General features: G+C 60.2%; 12 protein-coding genes. 7 read left to right on the top strand and 5 right to left on the bottom strand.

The genetic code is table 11. The features are described 5' to 3' along the window. Window positions 1-261: 261 nt before the first annotated feature. From ACL03I_RS35845 to ACL03I_RS35825, 5 genes are all read right to left on the bottom strand, one after another. On the bottom strand, window positions 262-834 hold the full coding sequence (locus tag ACL03I_RS35845) for a PaaI family thioesterase (RefSeq protein WP_412808186.1): 573 nt from the start codon (window positions 832-834) through the stop codon (window positions 262-264). A 107-nt stretch (window positions 835-941) separates the two neighbouring features. Further along, on the bottom strand, window positions 942-2,057 hold the full coding sequence (locus ACL03I_RS35840; RefSeq protein ID WP_412808185.1) for an acyl-CoA dehydrogenase family protein: 1,116 nt from the start codon (window positions 2,055-2,057) through the stop codon (window positions 942-944). Between the two features lie 13 nt (window positions 2,058-2,070). Further along, window positions 2,071-2,967, bottom strand: a complete 897-nt coding sequence (locus ACL03I_RS35835) for a MaoC/PaaZ C-terminal domain-containing protein (protein ID WP_412808184.1) — start codon at window positions 2,965-2,967, stop codon at window positions 2,071-2,073. 9 nt (window positions 2,968-2,976) lie between these two features. Next, a complete protein-coding gene (locus ACL03I_RS35830; RefSeq protein ID WP_412808183.1) occupies window positions 2,977-3,897 on the bottom strand; it encodes an SDR family oxidoreductase in 921 nt (306 codons plus the stop codon). A gap of 90 nt (window positions 3,898-3,987) precedes the next feature. Next, the gene (locus tag ACL03I_RS35825; RefSeq protein WP_412808182.1) at window positions 3,988-5,244 is read right to left on the bottom strand and encodes an acyl-CoA dehydrogenase family protein; all 1,257 of its coding nucleotides are present in this window, start codon (window positions 5,242-5,244) and stop codon (window positions 3,988-3,990) included. Window positions 5,245-5,380: 136 nt separating this feature from the next. Here ACL03I_RS35825 and ACL03I_RS35820 point away from each other — a divergent pair, with 136 nt between their 5' ends. From ACL03I_RS35820 to ACL03I_RS35790, 7 genes are all read left to right on the top strand, one after another. Further along, entirely contained in the window at window positions 5,381-6,181 is an 801-nt protein-coding gene (locus ACL03I_RS35820) for an enoyl-CoA hydratase/isomerase family protein (RefSeq protein ID WP_412808181.1), read from the top strand. 43 nt (window positions 6,182-6,224) lie between these two features. Beyond that, on the top strand, window positions 6,225-6,707 hold the full coding sequence (locus tag ACL03I_RS35815; protein ID WP_412808180.1) for a Zn-ribbon domain-containing OB-fold protein: 483 nt from the start codon (window positions 6,225-6,227) through the stop codon (window positions 6,705-6,707). Continuing rightward, window positions 6,697-7,896, top strand: a complete 1,200-nt coding sequence (locus ACL03I_RS35810; RefSeq protein ID WP_412808179.1) for a thiolase family protein — start codon at window positions 6,697-6,699, stop codon at window positions 7,894-7,896. Before ACL03I_RS35815 ends, ACL03I_RS35810 begins: the two co-directional genes overlap by 11 nt. 1,054 nt (window positions 7,897-8,950) lie before the next feature. Continuing rightward, window positions 8,951-10,156 (top strand): thiolase family protein, encoded by a 1,206-nt coding sequence (locus ACL03I_RS35805; RefSeq protein ID WP_412808178.1) that lies wholly within the window; start codon window positions 8,951-8,953, stop codon window positions 10,154-10,156. Continuing rightward, window positions 10,146-11,747, top strand: coding sequence for an AMP-binding protein (locus ACL03I_RS35800; protein ID WP_412808177.1), 1,602 nt, complete (start codon window positions 10,146-10,148; stop codon window positions 11,745-11,747). The genes ACL03I_RS35805 and ACL03I_RS35800 overlap by 11 nt, the downstream gene beginning before the upstream one ends. Before the next feature lie 255 nt (window positions 11,748-12,002). Continuing rightward, entirely contained in the window at window positions 12,003-12,791 is a 789-nt protein-coding gene (locus ACL03I_RS35795; protein ID WP_412808176.1) for a nitroreductase family protein, read from the top strand. Further along, a complete protein-coding gene (locus ACL03I_RS35790) occupies window positions 12,788-13,747 on the top strand; it encodes a 2-phospho-L-lactate transferase CofD family protein (protein ID WP_412808175.1) in 960 nt (319 codons plus the stop codon). Before ACL03I_RS35795 ends, ACL03I_RS35790 begins: the two co-directional genes overlap by 4 nt. Window positions 13,748-13,938 lie beyond the last annotated feature (191 nt).

The raw sequence follows: 13,938 nt of genomic DNA, 5'->3' as shown, positions 1-13,938 counted from the left end.
GGTTGCGGCCCTCCGCCGAAGATTCGATCTTGTGGTCATGCTTCTCTTCGGTCACGCCGCGAACGCAGGCCGCGTGGCGCGACATACCCCCGCAGAGTCAGCCGAGAATCATTCGGCAACAGGAACCTCAGGAGTCGAACCGCCCGGCCCGCTACCCCGACCACGAAACCGGTACCGGAGATATGAGTCGGAACCTCACCTTCCACTTCAGGATTCTTTGGCCGGGGCAGACAGCACAGTCCGTCGGTGACGAGCGCGCCACTACGCGCTGTATCTCCGTGGTGTGATCCACACGCCCTCTGCCCGGGCCAGACATTCCGGGCCGCTTGTAAGCACTGCTGTGAGGAATACTTTGCGACGTTGTACTCGCTCCATGGTGGCCGTGTATCGAACGGGCGCCAGCAGCGGTACCGGCTTGACAAAGCGGGTTGTCAAGGTGCCAGTAACGCCTGCATAGCCGGCGGAATGCGCGGCCCAAGCCATCGCGACGTCGAAGCCCGCGGCTACGAAGCCGCCGTGTACGCGGCCTGGAATGCCTTCGTAGGCTGGGCTATAGGCGCCGACGACAATGGAATGACCGCCCCGGTGCTCGAGTAGTGTGAGAGGGGGCGCCAACGGACTGCCCAGGCCGGTGAAAGGGTGGGTCTCATTCCAATGAGATCGTCTTTCGGACTCGTGCGGGGACTGCGCCAGACGGACTTCGAGTCGATTGGCGAGTTCCGCGAGGTCGTCGGCGGCGGTCCGCAGGATCGCCTCAGAGACGTTGGTAGTGACGAGGGTGTGAGCGAGCTGGCGCAGCGCCCTTCCGGCTCGCTGTCGTTGAATGCTTCTCATCGACTGACCTGATGGGCGCGTCGTAGTTTTGGTGGTTCAGGTCTCCACCTGGAAGCGAGATAATACTTCTTCATGCTCTCACGCGATCGATCAGAAGCGACACAGAGTTATATACCAATTCGTTGTGCGAGTTGCTCCCGATGATAGATTCCGTCGCCGAACAGCACTTCGGAGGCCTTGGCCCTCTTGAAGTAGAGGTGAGCGGAATGTTCCCAGGTGAATCCGATTCCACCATGGATCTGTATGTTCTCTGCCGCTGCATGAAAAAATGTGTCGGAACAATGTGCCTTGGCTAGCGATGCCATGACTGGTACTTCGCTGCTCGACTCGGCGGCGCATGATGCCGCGTGGTATACCGCCGACTTGGCCGACTCGAGGCCAATGAGGATGTTCGAACACTTGTGCTTGATGGCTTGAAAAGAGCCGATGGGGCGACCGAACTGGATTCGATTCCGCGCGTGTGTCAGCGCCATGTCCAGACACCGCTGTGTCCCACCCACCTGTTCAGCAGCGAGGGCGATCGCAGCCAGATCCAGTACCTGCCCGAGGACCTTCCAGCCGGTTCCTTCAGCGCCGATCAACCGACCTGGCGCGCCGCGAAATTCCAGTCGCGCCTGCTTGCGGGTTCGGTCCATGGTGTTCATGGAAGTCCGCGTCAGTCCGGGCGCCGATGCGTCCACGGCGAACAGTGAGATGCCTGCATCAGTGCGAGCACAAGTGATCACCAGGTCGGCGGTGCAGCCGTCGAGTACGAACATCTTCGTACCATCGAGCTTCCACTCGACGCCGGACTTCGATGCACGCATGGCTACGCCGGATTCATCCCATCGTCCCGATTCCTCTGTGAGGGCGATGGTGGCTATGAGTTCGCCTGCGGCAATGAGCGGAAGGTATTCTTTCTGCATGGCAGCATCTGCTGCCTGCAAGAGGGTGGTGGATGCCAGTACCACGGTGGAAAAGTACGGAGCGCACAACAGCGCGGCTCCCATCTCTTCCATTGCGATGCACAGTTCGACGAAACTTGTGCCCGAACCACCCAATTCTTCCGGTATCGTAAGGCCCAAGAGTCCCAGTTGAGTGCCCAACTGCTGCCAGACATCCGGATCGTAGCCCTCTCGAGTCTCCATCAATCTACGTACTTCTGTCTCGGGAGACTTGGTCTCGAGAAAAGCGCGTACTGTGCGCCTGAGGTCTTGCTGTTCTTCCAGCGATGAAATCGTCATGCTCGATCCTCTATCAGTCTGTGAACTGGCAGCGTCCGTGGCTGATCACGACATCGCCTCGCTGAGTCTGGGTCTGAAAATGAGCGTAGTTATCGTCCACCCATAGCTTCACCGTCAGTGTGTCGCCGGGGAGCGCTGGCTTGGAGAAGCGTCCTTCCATGGAGACGAAGCGACTCACGTCGGACCCGCACAAGCGATCGACGAGAGCTCGCGCGGTGAAACCGTACGTGCACATGCCATGCATGATGGGTCTGCTGAAACCGGCACCGGTGGCAAAGGTGGGATCGGTGTGAAGAGGATTTCTGTCTCCGGTGAGCCGATACAGAAATGGCTGTACTTCGACCGTTTGATACGTGACTTCGTCGTCGGCCCTCCTATGCGGCAGGGTATTTTGTGCGCCCGAGGGACCGCGGTCGCCTCCGAACCCGCCGGCACCCCTGATAAACCAGGTGCTACCCGTTTTGTAGAGCAGGTTGCCGGTGGCGGCGTCGTGCGCTCGAGACTCGGTGCGCACGACAGCCGCCGAACCTTTGTCCCAGATGGAGAGAACCTTGGTCCACAACTTGACCCTTGCTTCGGTCGGAAGCGGCCCAGCCAGCTCCACCCGCTGCTCACCGTGGAGAAGTGAACTCAAGTCGACCTCGCCGAACCCACCGTCGAAGATGGGTGGCCGTTGCCTCGAGGGTTCATCAACGGTTCCTGGCTCCACCGCGAAGGCTCTGGCCCCACCGGCGACACAGGCGAAAGTGGGAAGCACCATTTGCCGGACACCCACTGAATTCTCGGTCAGGAATTGCAGGTCCTCTGGGGGGCAGCCAACTGCGGCTGCATAGAGAAGGGCATGCGAGCTGTTCCACCAGACCTCCCGGGGGCCTGTCTCGCGGCCCACGCTCGTAAGGTCGATCGGCATCGGAGTCTCCTACGTGGACGCAATTTTTGGGAAGGGGTTTCGCAAGTTGAACTTTGTGGCCATGAATCGAGCCGCTTGGTTCTCGAGCTCGCTGACCGTCCACATCGTCTCGTGCTCGATGTCATCGACAATCGCCCAGGGTTGGAAGAGACTCACGCGTCCACCGCGAACAAAGAAGATCCTTCCTTCGATCGGGCATTTCTCTGTGGCCAGATACGCGACAAATGGCGAAATATTTGCGGGATCGCCGGCATCGAAATCGTTTGGGTCAACTGTGGGCTGTGCCGTCGGAGCGCCCGGAATGGTCATCGTCAACCGAGTCCGCGCCGCCGGTGCAATCGCGTTCACGCGTACCCCATACCGGCCGAGCTCCATTTGGTTGATTATTGTCATGGAGGCGATGCCGCTCTTGGCGGCTCCATAGTTCGATTGACCGATATTGCCGAACAATCCCGACGTGGACGATGTATTGATGATCGATGCGTTGACGCGGCGCCCGGATTTCGCCTGGTCGCGCCAATACACGGCGGCCCAACGCGTTGGTGCGAAGTGGCCTTTGAGGTGCACTCTGACTACATCATCCCAATCGTCCTCTGTCATGTTGACGAGCATCCGGTCGCGGAGGATTCCTGCATTGTTGACCAGGACATGCAGATCACCGAACGTATCGACCGCACTCTGCACGAGCCGACGCGCGCCGTCCCAATCGGCAACGTCATCGTGGTTTGCGATTGCTTCACCACCCGCCGCACGGATCGCATCGACCACCTCTTGAGCGGGTGAAGTATCGGCTCCTGCGCCGGCCTCGTCACCTCCCAGATCGTTGACCACGACGCGGGCCCCTTCGGCGGCGAACAGCAACGCATGCTCGCGTCCGATTCCTCGACCGGCTCCTGTGATGACGGCTACTCTGCCGTCCAAAGCTCCCATTCTGGCCTCTCCTTCGTTTACGTGCGGTAGTTGAAAGCTGATGGTGCGTATCGGTGCACCGAAAGTCCTCGAGGTGGTTGTCGACGGGGCCTATCGTGGCCTCTCGCGGAAGGGAACATCCTTGTCGAGCCGCGGCTCGCGTGGCAACTGGAGAACTTGCTCGGCGATGATGTTTCGTTGGATCTCGTCGGTGCCACCGGCGACTCGCCATCCGGGTGTGCCCACCACGTGCTCGGCCCACGCGAAGGTCCCCCACTCGCCCGTGTCCGCGATCAACCGCGGGCCGAGAATCGCAGTCGCAACACGATTCAGAAGTTGATAGGTGTCGGTGCGGAATACTTTCCCGATCGATCCTTCTGGTCCAGGCAGCTCTCCGGATCGAATCGAGGCGCGGACCCGGCGTCCCGTCAGATCTTGAAGTACCTCGCATGTGTACGCACTGGCGAGAAGCTGCCGTATGTGCGGGTCGTTGTTGACACCGAGGTGCTGGGCCAGGTCGATCAGCCTTGTGGTGCTTTGCAGCGTGTTCGACACCTTGCTGAAGCTTCGCTCGAAACGGAGTGTGGTCAACGCGACGCGCCATCCCGCCCCCACATCGCCGAGCCGGTTCTCATCGGGGACCCGTACGTCGGTGAAGAACACTTCGTTGAATGAGGAGCCGCCGGTCATCTGCCGAAGCGGGCGTACGTCGACCCCTTGGGCCGTCATCGGGACCAGGAAAGCGGTGAGGCCCTGATGCTTGGGGGCGTCGGGGTTCGTTCGACAGATGATGTATCCCCAGTCGGCGAACTGCGCTCCAGAAGTCCAGACTTTCTGGCCGTTGATCAGCCAGTCGGAACCATCGCGCGTCGCAGTCGTGGAGAGCCCCGCGAGGTCCGAGCCCGCCGAGGGTTCGGAAAAGAGCTGACACCACACCTCGTCGCCGCGCAGCATCGGCCGCAGGAATCGCTCCCGTTGGCTTTCGGTGCCGATCTCGCGGATGGTCGGGGCGATTATTCCCCGCGTGATACCGACACACTCGTGCAGTGGTGGAACGACGTAGCGCCGTTCTTCTTCGTCGAAGATGTGTTCGAACTGCTGGGGGAGCCCGCGGCCACCCCACTTCTGCTCCCACGAAACGTTGGCAAAGCCGGCATCGAACTTTCGCCGGATCCACTGACGGTGGGCGTCGACCACGCCGCGTTCATCCTCGTGACTCAAGTGATGGAACAGTGCCACCGAGTCGGAGCCCACGCCGAAGCGCTGATTGTTGTCGTCGACGGGACGCAGGGTGGCACTGCTGTCCAGCCACTCTCGGACTTCGAGTCGGAAGCTATCCAGTGATGGCGCTAACAAGGACTCCCACACCTCTCCAGAACTGAAATAGAGCTAGTACCTATATACTCTTGAGTGTCCATCGAGTCAATCTATCTGCGTAAACGGCGATTTGGAAGATCTTGATCAGGCTAGTGACAGTTTACCAATGGAGAGGTATGGTACGGCGGTGCAGCAGTTCCAGGACATCCGGTTCGACGTCGACGGCGGCGTCGCAACGCTCACTCTGAACCGCCCGGCGATCTTGAATGCCCTGTCTTGGGCGAGTTGGGCGGAGATCGAAACCGTCATCGCGCGGGTGAACACAGACGACGACGTGAAGGTCCTGATAGTCACCGGCGAAGGCCGGGGCTTCTGTTCGGGAACGGACTTGTCCGGACTGGATCCAGGTGCTGCAGCCGACTCACGTCCGCGCCGCGGCCGGTCCGGCAAGATCCGTAGTCGAGAACTCACTACCGCTGACGTGTATCACTGCAAAAAGCCGGTCATAGCGGCAGTTAATGGGGTGGCCGCCGGAGGAGGGTTGTCTCTCGCGCTAGCCTGCGATATCCGAATTGCATCGACCAACGCTTCGTTCTCTGCTGTCTTCGTTCGCCGCGCGTTGGTCGCTGACACGGGTACCACCTGGTATCTGCCCCGGATCGTCGGCGTGGACCGGGCGCTCGAGCTCATATACACGGGTCGGATGATCGAGGCGGCCGAGGCTCTCGAGATCGGGCTGGTTACGGAAGTTGTCACACACGACATGCTTCTCGAGCGGGCCACCGAGCTCGCTCGTGAGATCGCTGCGGGTCCCTCCTTCGTCATCGAGCTCGACAAGCGACTGGTTCGCGAATCGTTCGGTCGCAGGCTCGAGGATCAAATCGAGTTGGAGCAGATGATGCGAATACGAACACGAGACACCGAAGACGCCAAGGAAGGAGTGCAAGCCTTTCGCGAAAGAAGGAGACCGATCTTCAGAGGGCGCTAGCAGTGAACGATGCAGCCGAACACGAACTTATCTGAACGAGACAATGTCCAACCGAACGGATGAGCACGAAACTGCGGTTCGTTGGACATTGCTGGGCGAGTGGAAACTTATGAACAACACCATCCCATTGGTTGATTACCTGGTCCTGGGCGCACAGCCGCATCTGATCGCGCGAGAATGCACGGGGTGCAAAGCTCGTTATCTGGACCGGCGGAACGGATGCGCGGCGTGCTGTGGTGACAGCTTCCACATGGTTCCGATCCCGACCAAGGGTGTACTGCGATCGTTCACCATTGTTTGGCATGCGGCACCAGGCGTTGCGGTACCGTTCGTCGCCGGCATCGTCGACTGCGCGGGCACGTGGGTGCGCGCGAATATCCTCAACGTAGGGTCGGATCCGGAGCGCGTCCGGCTCGGAATGCAAGTCCGTCTGACCACATTCTCGGTTGGACTGGACAAGGACCGGATCGAGGCAATCGGTTTCGGATTCGAACCTACTCAGAGTGGAGCGGAAGATGTCGAGTGATGACCTTTGGATCCTCGGAATCCATATGACGAAGTTCGGTAAGCACGCCGACCTCGACAGAGTGGACCTCGCTGCGGAGGCCGCCCGGGGCGCCCTTACCGACGCCGGTGTGAGCATGCGTGACATCGGCATCTTGGCGGCAGGAAACCTCATGGGTGTCGGCGGTATCGGGCAGCTGTTGCAGAAACAGATCGGCCAAACCGGCATACCGGTCTACAACGTCGCGAATGCTTGCGCCACAGGCGCGACCGCACTACGCACTGCGCTCATGGCGATCAAGGCAGGCGAATGCGATTTCGGCCTTGCTGTCGGGGTCGAAAAGCTCTCGGGCGCGGGCCTTCTGATCGGGGGGACGCGAGCCGCCGATGGCGAGACATGGATTCCCGCGGGCCGTTATGGAGCTGTCGCTCCCGTCGACGGCCGGTTGGGCACCGAAACGATGCCGGGTGTATTCGCCCAGATCGGCATGGAGTACGGCTATCGTTACGGCGGAACGAGCTTCGATTTATTCGCGAGAATTAGCGAGAAGAACCATGCGCACTCAACACTGAACCCACTGGCGGCATACCAGAAAAGGTTCACTCTCGATGAGATCAAGAACGACGTCATGATCGCATACCCGAACACCCGCCCGATGTGCTCGGCAAACTGCGATGGCGCCGCAGCTGCTGTTGTCGTTTCCGGTGCCAAACTGCGGACACTGTCACCGGAGCAGCGAAGGCGTGCAGTCAAGATCTCAGCGTCGATACTCGCCAGCGACCCCTGGCGGGAAGGTTGCCAGGTCCTGCCGGACATCAATACGCTCACACGAAACGCCGCGACGCAAGCTTACGAGGCTGCGGGAGTCGCTCCCGAGGACCTCGATCTTGTCGAATTGCACGATTGCTTCGCGACCGCCGAGCTTGTGCACTACGACAACCTGATGCTGTGCCCGCAGGGCGAGGCCGTGGCATTCTTCGAATCCGGCGCTACCTGGCGTGATGGCCGGACCCCAGTGAACGTTTCCGGAGGACTTCAGTCGAAGGGGCATCCGATCGCCGCTACCGGTATCGCGAACATCTGGGAGATCTGCTGCCACCTGCGTGGAGAAGCTGGGCAGCGTCAGATCGAGGGAGCCAAGGTCGGGCTGGCGCACGTAATCGGTCTCGGCGCGACCTGCGGGGTGCACATCCTGGAGAAATCGGCGTGAGTTTCATTCCGAGTGTGTGCGGGGCGACGTCCACTGAGCGCGCCGTGGGTTTGGCGATCCATCGGCCTGAACTCGTCTTTCCCTATTTTGCCCTGCAGGGCCTGATCGGCGCACAGTCTCCGAGATGTGGCTGGCTCCGGCCTTAGGATTCCGTCGATCGAGACACGGGAGCGTCCCGTGGCAGGATGCTCGACGTTTGGGGACGGATGGCCGGCGAAAGATCGGTGTCAATAGACGGACGAACAGACCCGAGAGTCGCTGCTGCAGGTTGAGGGAGCGGTCGCTCGCGAAGAAGGGGCTCCCTGCTTGAGGCAGTCTTCGCCGCCCACGGCGCAACGAAGGTGCTGCAGATTGGGCAATGGCCCGAACATGGTCTCAGCAGCGCTGCCGCGGCTCTATGGCGATCGAGTGGGATCCTTTGTGTTCCACCTTGTGCGCTTGGAAGACGGCTGCATAGAGACATTCAACGCGAAGCGTGTGCTCGACGCGCGGGGTGGTCGGCAAGTTGTAAAACGATCCGACGGCCTCGACATTCGTCGCTGGGATATCGAATGTGGGTCGAGTATTACCACGGCCTGCTGTTCGTCGCGACCCGCGCCGTCCCGGCGATGCTTGCAGAGATGGTTGTTGGGAGCCCGTCGTGCACCTTGCGGGGGCATGCAGCGTCGTTTGTGAATGACCGATAGCCTTGCCTGTCGTCCGAAAAACGGATAACACCCGTTTTTGAAGGATGCTTGACTAGAATGGTGAACGATTAATAGACTAAGTGGACGGTAGATGCGATCATTGCTTCGGGTTCACCGAGACCCGATGTTCCTGCTGAGCTGTGGCACAGTCGCCGACTGCTGACGGCAACCTGGGTCGGGATGCTCGGCGACAGGAGTCTCGGTGGTTCGTGCTTGGTCGGCGGGAGTGGCTGGATTCCCCCGCCGGACGTGATGCTTGCGAGCTTTTCGTGCCACGAATTGGTACGACTGAAAGGACATATCACCATGCTCAGAAATTCCGCGGATGCGCTGGTCCGTAGCGGTAAGCTCGGCGAAATGGATTTGCCGTGACGGGCGTATTAGTTGTTGGCGTCGGAATGACAACTTTCGGAAAGTTTCTGAACCGGGGGATCAAGAGTCTGTCGTCGGAAGCGGTCGCCGCTGCTCTTGCCGACAGTGGCTTGAGGGCGGGTGACGTCGAATTCGCCGCGGTGGGAAATGCGATGGCCGGGCTGATCACGGGGCAGGAGTGCATTCGTGGTCAGGTGGTATTGCGTGAGTGCGGGATCGGCGCAATACCAATAGTAAACGTGGAAAACGCTTGTGCCAGCAGCTCCACGGCATTCCACGTGGCCTGGCAGGCCGTCGCGTCGGGTGCCGTAGATATCGCCCTCGCTGTCGGTGTCGAAAAATTGACACACGAGGACAAGACAGTATCACTGAAAGCCTTCGGCGGAGCCGTGGATGTCGAACTGAGTACGGGGAAGCCGGGCGGCGGGACCAGCATCGGCGGTGCGACCGAGACGCCGAGCAGATCGGTCTTCATGGACCTCTACGCCGCAAGTGTCCGGGCGCATATCCAACAGTTCGGAATGACCAAGGAACAGATGGCAATGGTGACAGTCAAAAATCGCCGGTTCGGTGCGCTGAATCCATACGCCCAACACCGTCAACCGGTGACTGTGCAGCAGGTTCTCAACGACCGAGTCATCGCTGAGCCGCTCACGCGCATGATGTGCTCGTCGATCGGGGATGGCGCGGCAGCGACGATCTTGATGTCGGCGTCGGCCGCGTCGACGCGGGGCTTGCGGAATCGTCCTCGTGTCCTTGCTTCTGTGCTCACATCTGGGTCGCTGCCGGCTTCGGATTTGCCGTCCGCCGAGAGGCGAGCAGTGCTGTCGGCATACGAGTTGGCGGGTGTCGGCCCCGCCGACCTCGACGTCGTGGAGGTCCATGATGCAGCGTCACCTGCCGAGCTGATGGCATATGAAGAGATCGGATTGTGCGAACCGGGCGAGGGTGGCACGTTGATCGAGTCCGGCGCTACGGATCTCGGCGGCCGGTGTCCGGTCAATACGTCCGGGGGGCTTGTCGCTCGCGGACATCCCGTTGGCGCTACCGGCCTCGCGCAGATCTGTGAGCTGGCCTGGCAATTGCGGGGACGGTGTGGTAGCCGCCAAGTCGATGAAGCAAGGCTTGCCCTCGCGCAAAACGGTGGGGGTTCGCTCGGAAATGATACCGCAGCCCAGGTGGTGACTATTCTTGCCCGGTAATCCGCACACAGTAGATCATGAAATCAGGCAAGCTGCCGACAGTAGAGGGGATCGCCGGTTTCTCGAATTTGTCCCTGGGAAAGGGGATGCAGATGGCCGCGGCGGAATCCACGAGTGGACCGCAACATACGGCGAACTCGAGGAGCGAACAGGCTGGGTCGGAGCCGCGTTGCGCAGGATCGGTATCAGCCGGGGCGAACATGTCGCGCTTCTTATGCGTAATCGTCCGGAGTTCGTGCTCTCCTGGTTAGGTGCTAGCCGCGTCGGCAATCCGGTAATCCCGGTGAATGCTGGCTTGAAGGGCGATGGTCTCGCCTACGTTCTCAACCACTCGGACGCAGTGGCCGTTATTGTCGAAGATGAACAGGCCTCGGCGATCGCCGCGATACGCGATGATCTCCCCAACATCAGGCACTTTATCGGGGTGGGAGAATCATACGTAGATGCGTTACCGGACGCTCGACCATGGTCAGACCTCATGGAGGTGCGTCCGCTGCCTGATGTCGACGTGGCTCCGACGGATCCGATGGCAGTCATGTACACGTCCGGAACGACCGGGCTGCCGAAGGGGGTGTTGCTGCCTCATTCCCGCATCATGACCGGCCGTATGATTCTGCGATGGGCAGGTGTTGTATCGGAGGACAAGCTCTACACATGCTTGCCGCTTTTCCATGCGAACGCCGCACTCATCTCGTTCTGGGGCACGTTCGGCTTGGGCGGGCAACTCGTGGTTTCTCGGCGCTTCTCGGCATCACGGATGTGGGGCGAGATCAGTCGAACCGAATCGACTGTTCTCACTGCGCTAGGCGCGATGATTCCGATCCTCGCCAAGCAGTCCCCGCGCGCAGGCGATGCGAACAATACTGCGCGACTGGTGATTTCAGCGGCATGCCCTAAGGACATCTGGCGTGACTTCGAGCAGCGGTTCGGAGTGTCGATCGTAGAACTCTATGGAACGGTCGAAGGTGGCTTGACCATCGCGGGGCCCGAGGCGCCCATCGGTTCGATCGGCAAACCTCCACCCGGAGTCGAGGTGCGTATCGCTCGCTCTGACGGAAGCGTCTGCGGCCCGGGTGAGGTCGGCGAACTGGTCGCGCGGCCCAGCGAGGGAGCGGCGGAGGTGAAGTACTACAAAGATCCAAGGTCCAGTGCCAAGAAGACCAGTGGTGGATGGCTGCATACCGGGGATCGGGCGTATCGGGACGCTGACGGGTACTTCTGGTACGTCGATCGTGATGAGCACTTCATGCGTCGGAGGGGAGAGAATATCTCCTCGAGTGAGATCGAGCAGGTCGTCGCAATGCATCCATCCGTTCTCGAGTGTGCTGCATACGGCATTCCGTCAGAACTTGGTGAAGACGAGGTAGCGATAGCAGTCGTTCTCCGGCCTGAAGTTGAGATCCCACCGCACGAGCTCGTCGATTTCTGTCGACCTCGCATGGCGGATTTTCAACTTCCACGCTTCATTCGAATCGTGACAGAGTTGCCTAAGACAGAAACGCACCGCGCGAAAAAGGTGTCCTTGCGCAACGAGGGAATCACACCGGACATGTGGGACCGCGAGCAGCCGACGACCTTGCCTCTATCGTGATGGTATCGACGGGATACATTTACAACGACTGCTTCATACGTCCCGACCTGGAGTCTCCGAACGCTCCCGAGGCGCATGAGAAAAGTCACAAATAAGAAATTGGTGGCTGGGATGATGCTCCGTGTGGAAGATTTGCGACGTTCTCCAGGCTGAAATGCGTGGATTCAGTGGATAGTAGGCTTACGCGGACGAGCTGGCGAACTACCGTGCCGGCGTCGAAAGTGCCGCACATGGTTTCAGTTTAGGAGATGTCAAATGGAACTCAAGCGAGTCATCGGGTTACGGCGTTCGGTGCGCTTCCTTAATCCAGAGCGACCGGTGGAGCGTGCGAAGATTCAGATGATGCTAGAGGCCGCCCGCCGAGCGTCGCATTGGGGTAATGTTCAAGCATTGAGGGCGGTGGTTATTGAACGAGCCACTGCGCCGAGGGAGGTTCTCGAAAGATTCGAAGGCTTGGCCAACGCATACCAAGTGAACTTCGCTCCGATCATCATTGCTTGGTACCTGGACACAGCTGCAGTCGACGAGCAGCCGGAGCGCCTCCGAGAAATAGTCGATGCTCGGGCAATGGGGGTGAACTACGATAAAATGAAAGATTATCTCGAACGTACTCTGATCCCGTTCTTTGTCAGAGCGAATGAAAATTTGAAACTGCCAGGACCGTCAGAGATCGACTGTGGTCAGGGAATTGCTCAGGCCACACTCGTGGCATTCGACGAAGGCCTCGGCTGCTGTCTGCTCGGCGGACAGAGGTTGAACCGGCTCGGTAATGACCTGGGGTTGCCGGCTTCGGCCCGAATTTTGCTTCTCCAGACCGTGGGCTATCCCGCCGAGGATGTCGAAGCATCCGGGCAGCGTCCTCGACTTCCCTTCGAGGAACTGTTTCACCTGAACCGCTTCGGTGTCCCGTTCCCGCGCGATACGAAAGTCGTGCAGGACCTTGAGGACGCAGGGATGATTCAACGAGTCGGCCCCGATGATAGAATCCGCCGCGACGAGGAACTGGCGGCACTTGCGCTCAAATACGGATTTCCGAACCATTGAGCCGAACGCGGATAGCGGTTCTGTCTGGTGGACTTGGAGGAGCCCGCCTCGCGCTGGCTCTGCAAGCGGCGGGGCTGGAAAGATCGACATGTTTCATCACAAACGTGGGCGATGATCTCTGGCTGAATGGGTTCCCGGTATGTCCTGATACCGACTCGGTTCTCTACGCACTGGCCGGATGTTTCGACGAGGAGCGAGGTTGGGGGGTTCTCGGCGATGTTTTCGACGACACGCCGCACACGGAGTGGCCTTGGTTCCGGATCGGACAACGGGACGCCAAGCAGCATCAGCGACGGGGCTCCATGTTGCTGAGTGGGAAAACCTGTAGTGAAGCTACGGCCGCTCTGGGCGGCTTGCTCGGCGTGACAGCACGAGTACATCCCGCTACCAATGACCGACTCGAGACCCGAATCCGGATCGGCACCGAATGGCTGAGTTTCCAAGAGTGGCTCGTACGGGATCGCGCCCGAAACGGAGTCGAAGAGGTGCTCTATGTCGGCGCCGCGGGCGCCGTGCCCAGCCCTGGCGTGGTGGAGGCCCTATCGACAGCGGAGACTGTCGTACTCGCGGCGTCCAGTCCGATTGCATCGCTGGCGCCTATCCTTGCCATACCGGGAATTGCTGACGTTTTGCGCGCCCGGCATAACTCAGTGATAGCGATTAGTCCGCTTGTTGCGCGGCGCCCGCCAGACAGCGAGAGAGATGTACACCGCTGGCAGGCCCGCGCGGCCCTGCTGGCTGCCTTCGGTCTCGAACCTACCCCGGTGTCAGTTGCCGGTTGGTTGTCCGCGCTGGGTGTTGCAGCCACCTTCGTCCTGGATCCGGCCGACAGCGAGGATCGGATGGCCGTCGAATCCCTCGGGCTACAAGTTGTCGTTGCCCCCACGATTGGATCGGACGCCGTAGACCGAGCGAAGCTGATCGCTGCGATTGCGTCAGCGGTTCGAGTTGTGTAGCACTCCGACATGGACGATCTTCTGCCGCGCATTGGGAATAGTGGAGCGCATGAACGTGGGTGACCGGGTGACGGGGCCCCGGTGATCGGTCCAGGTGATCTGGCCCCTGCTCGTCGGTCCGCGCTTACGAGAGTTGAGGGCTTGGTTGGGTGTCGAGCCACAGCGTCTCATACTCTGTGGGGCTGAGGTGG

This window comes from Nocardia sichangensis, assembly GCF_047200615.1.
GTDB classification, from domain to species: domain Bacteria; phylum Actinomycetota; class Actinomycetes; order Mycobacteriales; family Mycobacteriaceae; genus Nocardia; species Nocardia sichangensis.
The sequence above is the reverse complement of the archived record's forward strand: the minus strand, read 5'-3'. Positions and strand labels throughout refer to the sequence as shown.

Bases quoted from the DNA above. Each gene is read 5' to 3' on its own strand.
- ACL03I_RS35795 (WP_412808176.1), top strand. From the start codon at position 12,003: ATGGAACTCAAGCGAGTCATCGGGTTACGGCGTTCGGTGCGCTTCCTT.
- ACL03I_RS35815 (WP_412808180.1), top strand. From the start codon at position 6,225: ATGTCCAACCGAACGGATGAGCACGAAACTGCGGTTCGTTGGACATTG.
- ACL03I_RS35810 (WP_412808179.1), top strand. From the start codon at position 6,697: ATGTCGAGTGATGACCTTTGGATCCTCGGAATCCATATGACGAAGTTC.
- ACL03I_RS35845 (WP_412808186.1), bottom strand. From the start codon at position 834: ATGAGAAGCATTCAACGACAGCGAGCCGGAAGGGCGCTGCGCCAGCTC.
- ACL03I_RS35835 (WP_412808184.1), bottom strand. From the start codon at position 2,967: ATGCCGATCGACCTTACGAGCGTGGGCCGCGAGACAGGCCCCCGGGAG.
- ACL03I_RS35830 (WP_412808183.1), bottom strand. From the start codon at position 3,897: ATGGGAGCTTTGGACGGCAGAGTAGCCGTCATCACAGGAGCCGGTCGA.
- ACL03I_RS35840 (WP_412808185.1), bottom strand. From the start codon at position 2,057: ATGACGATTTCATCGCTGGAAGAACAGCAAGACCTCAGGCGCACAGTA.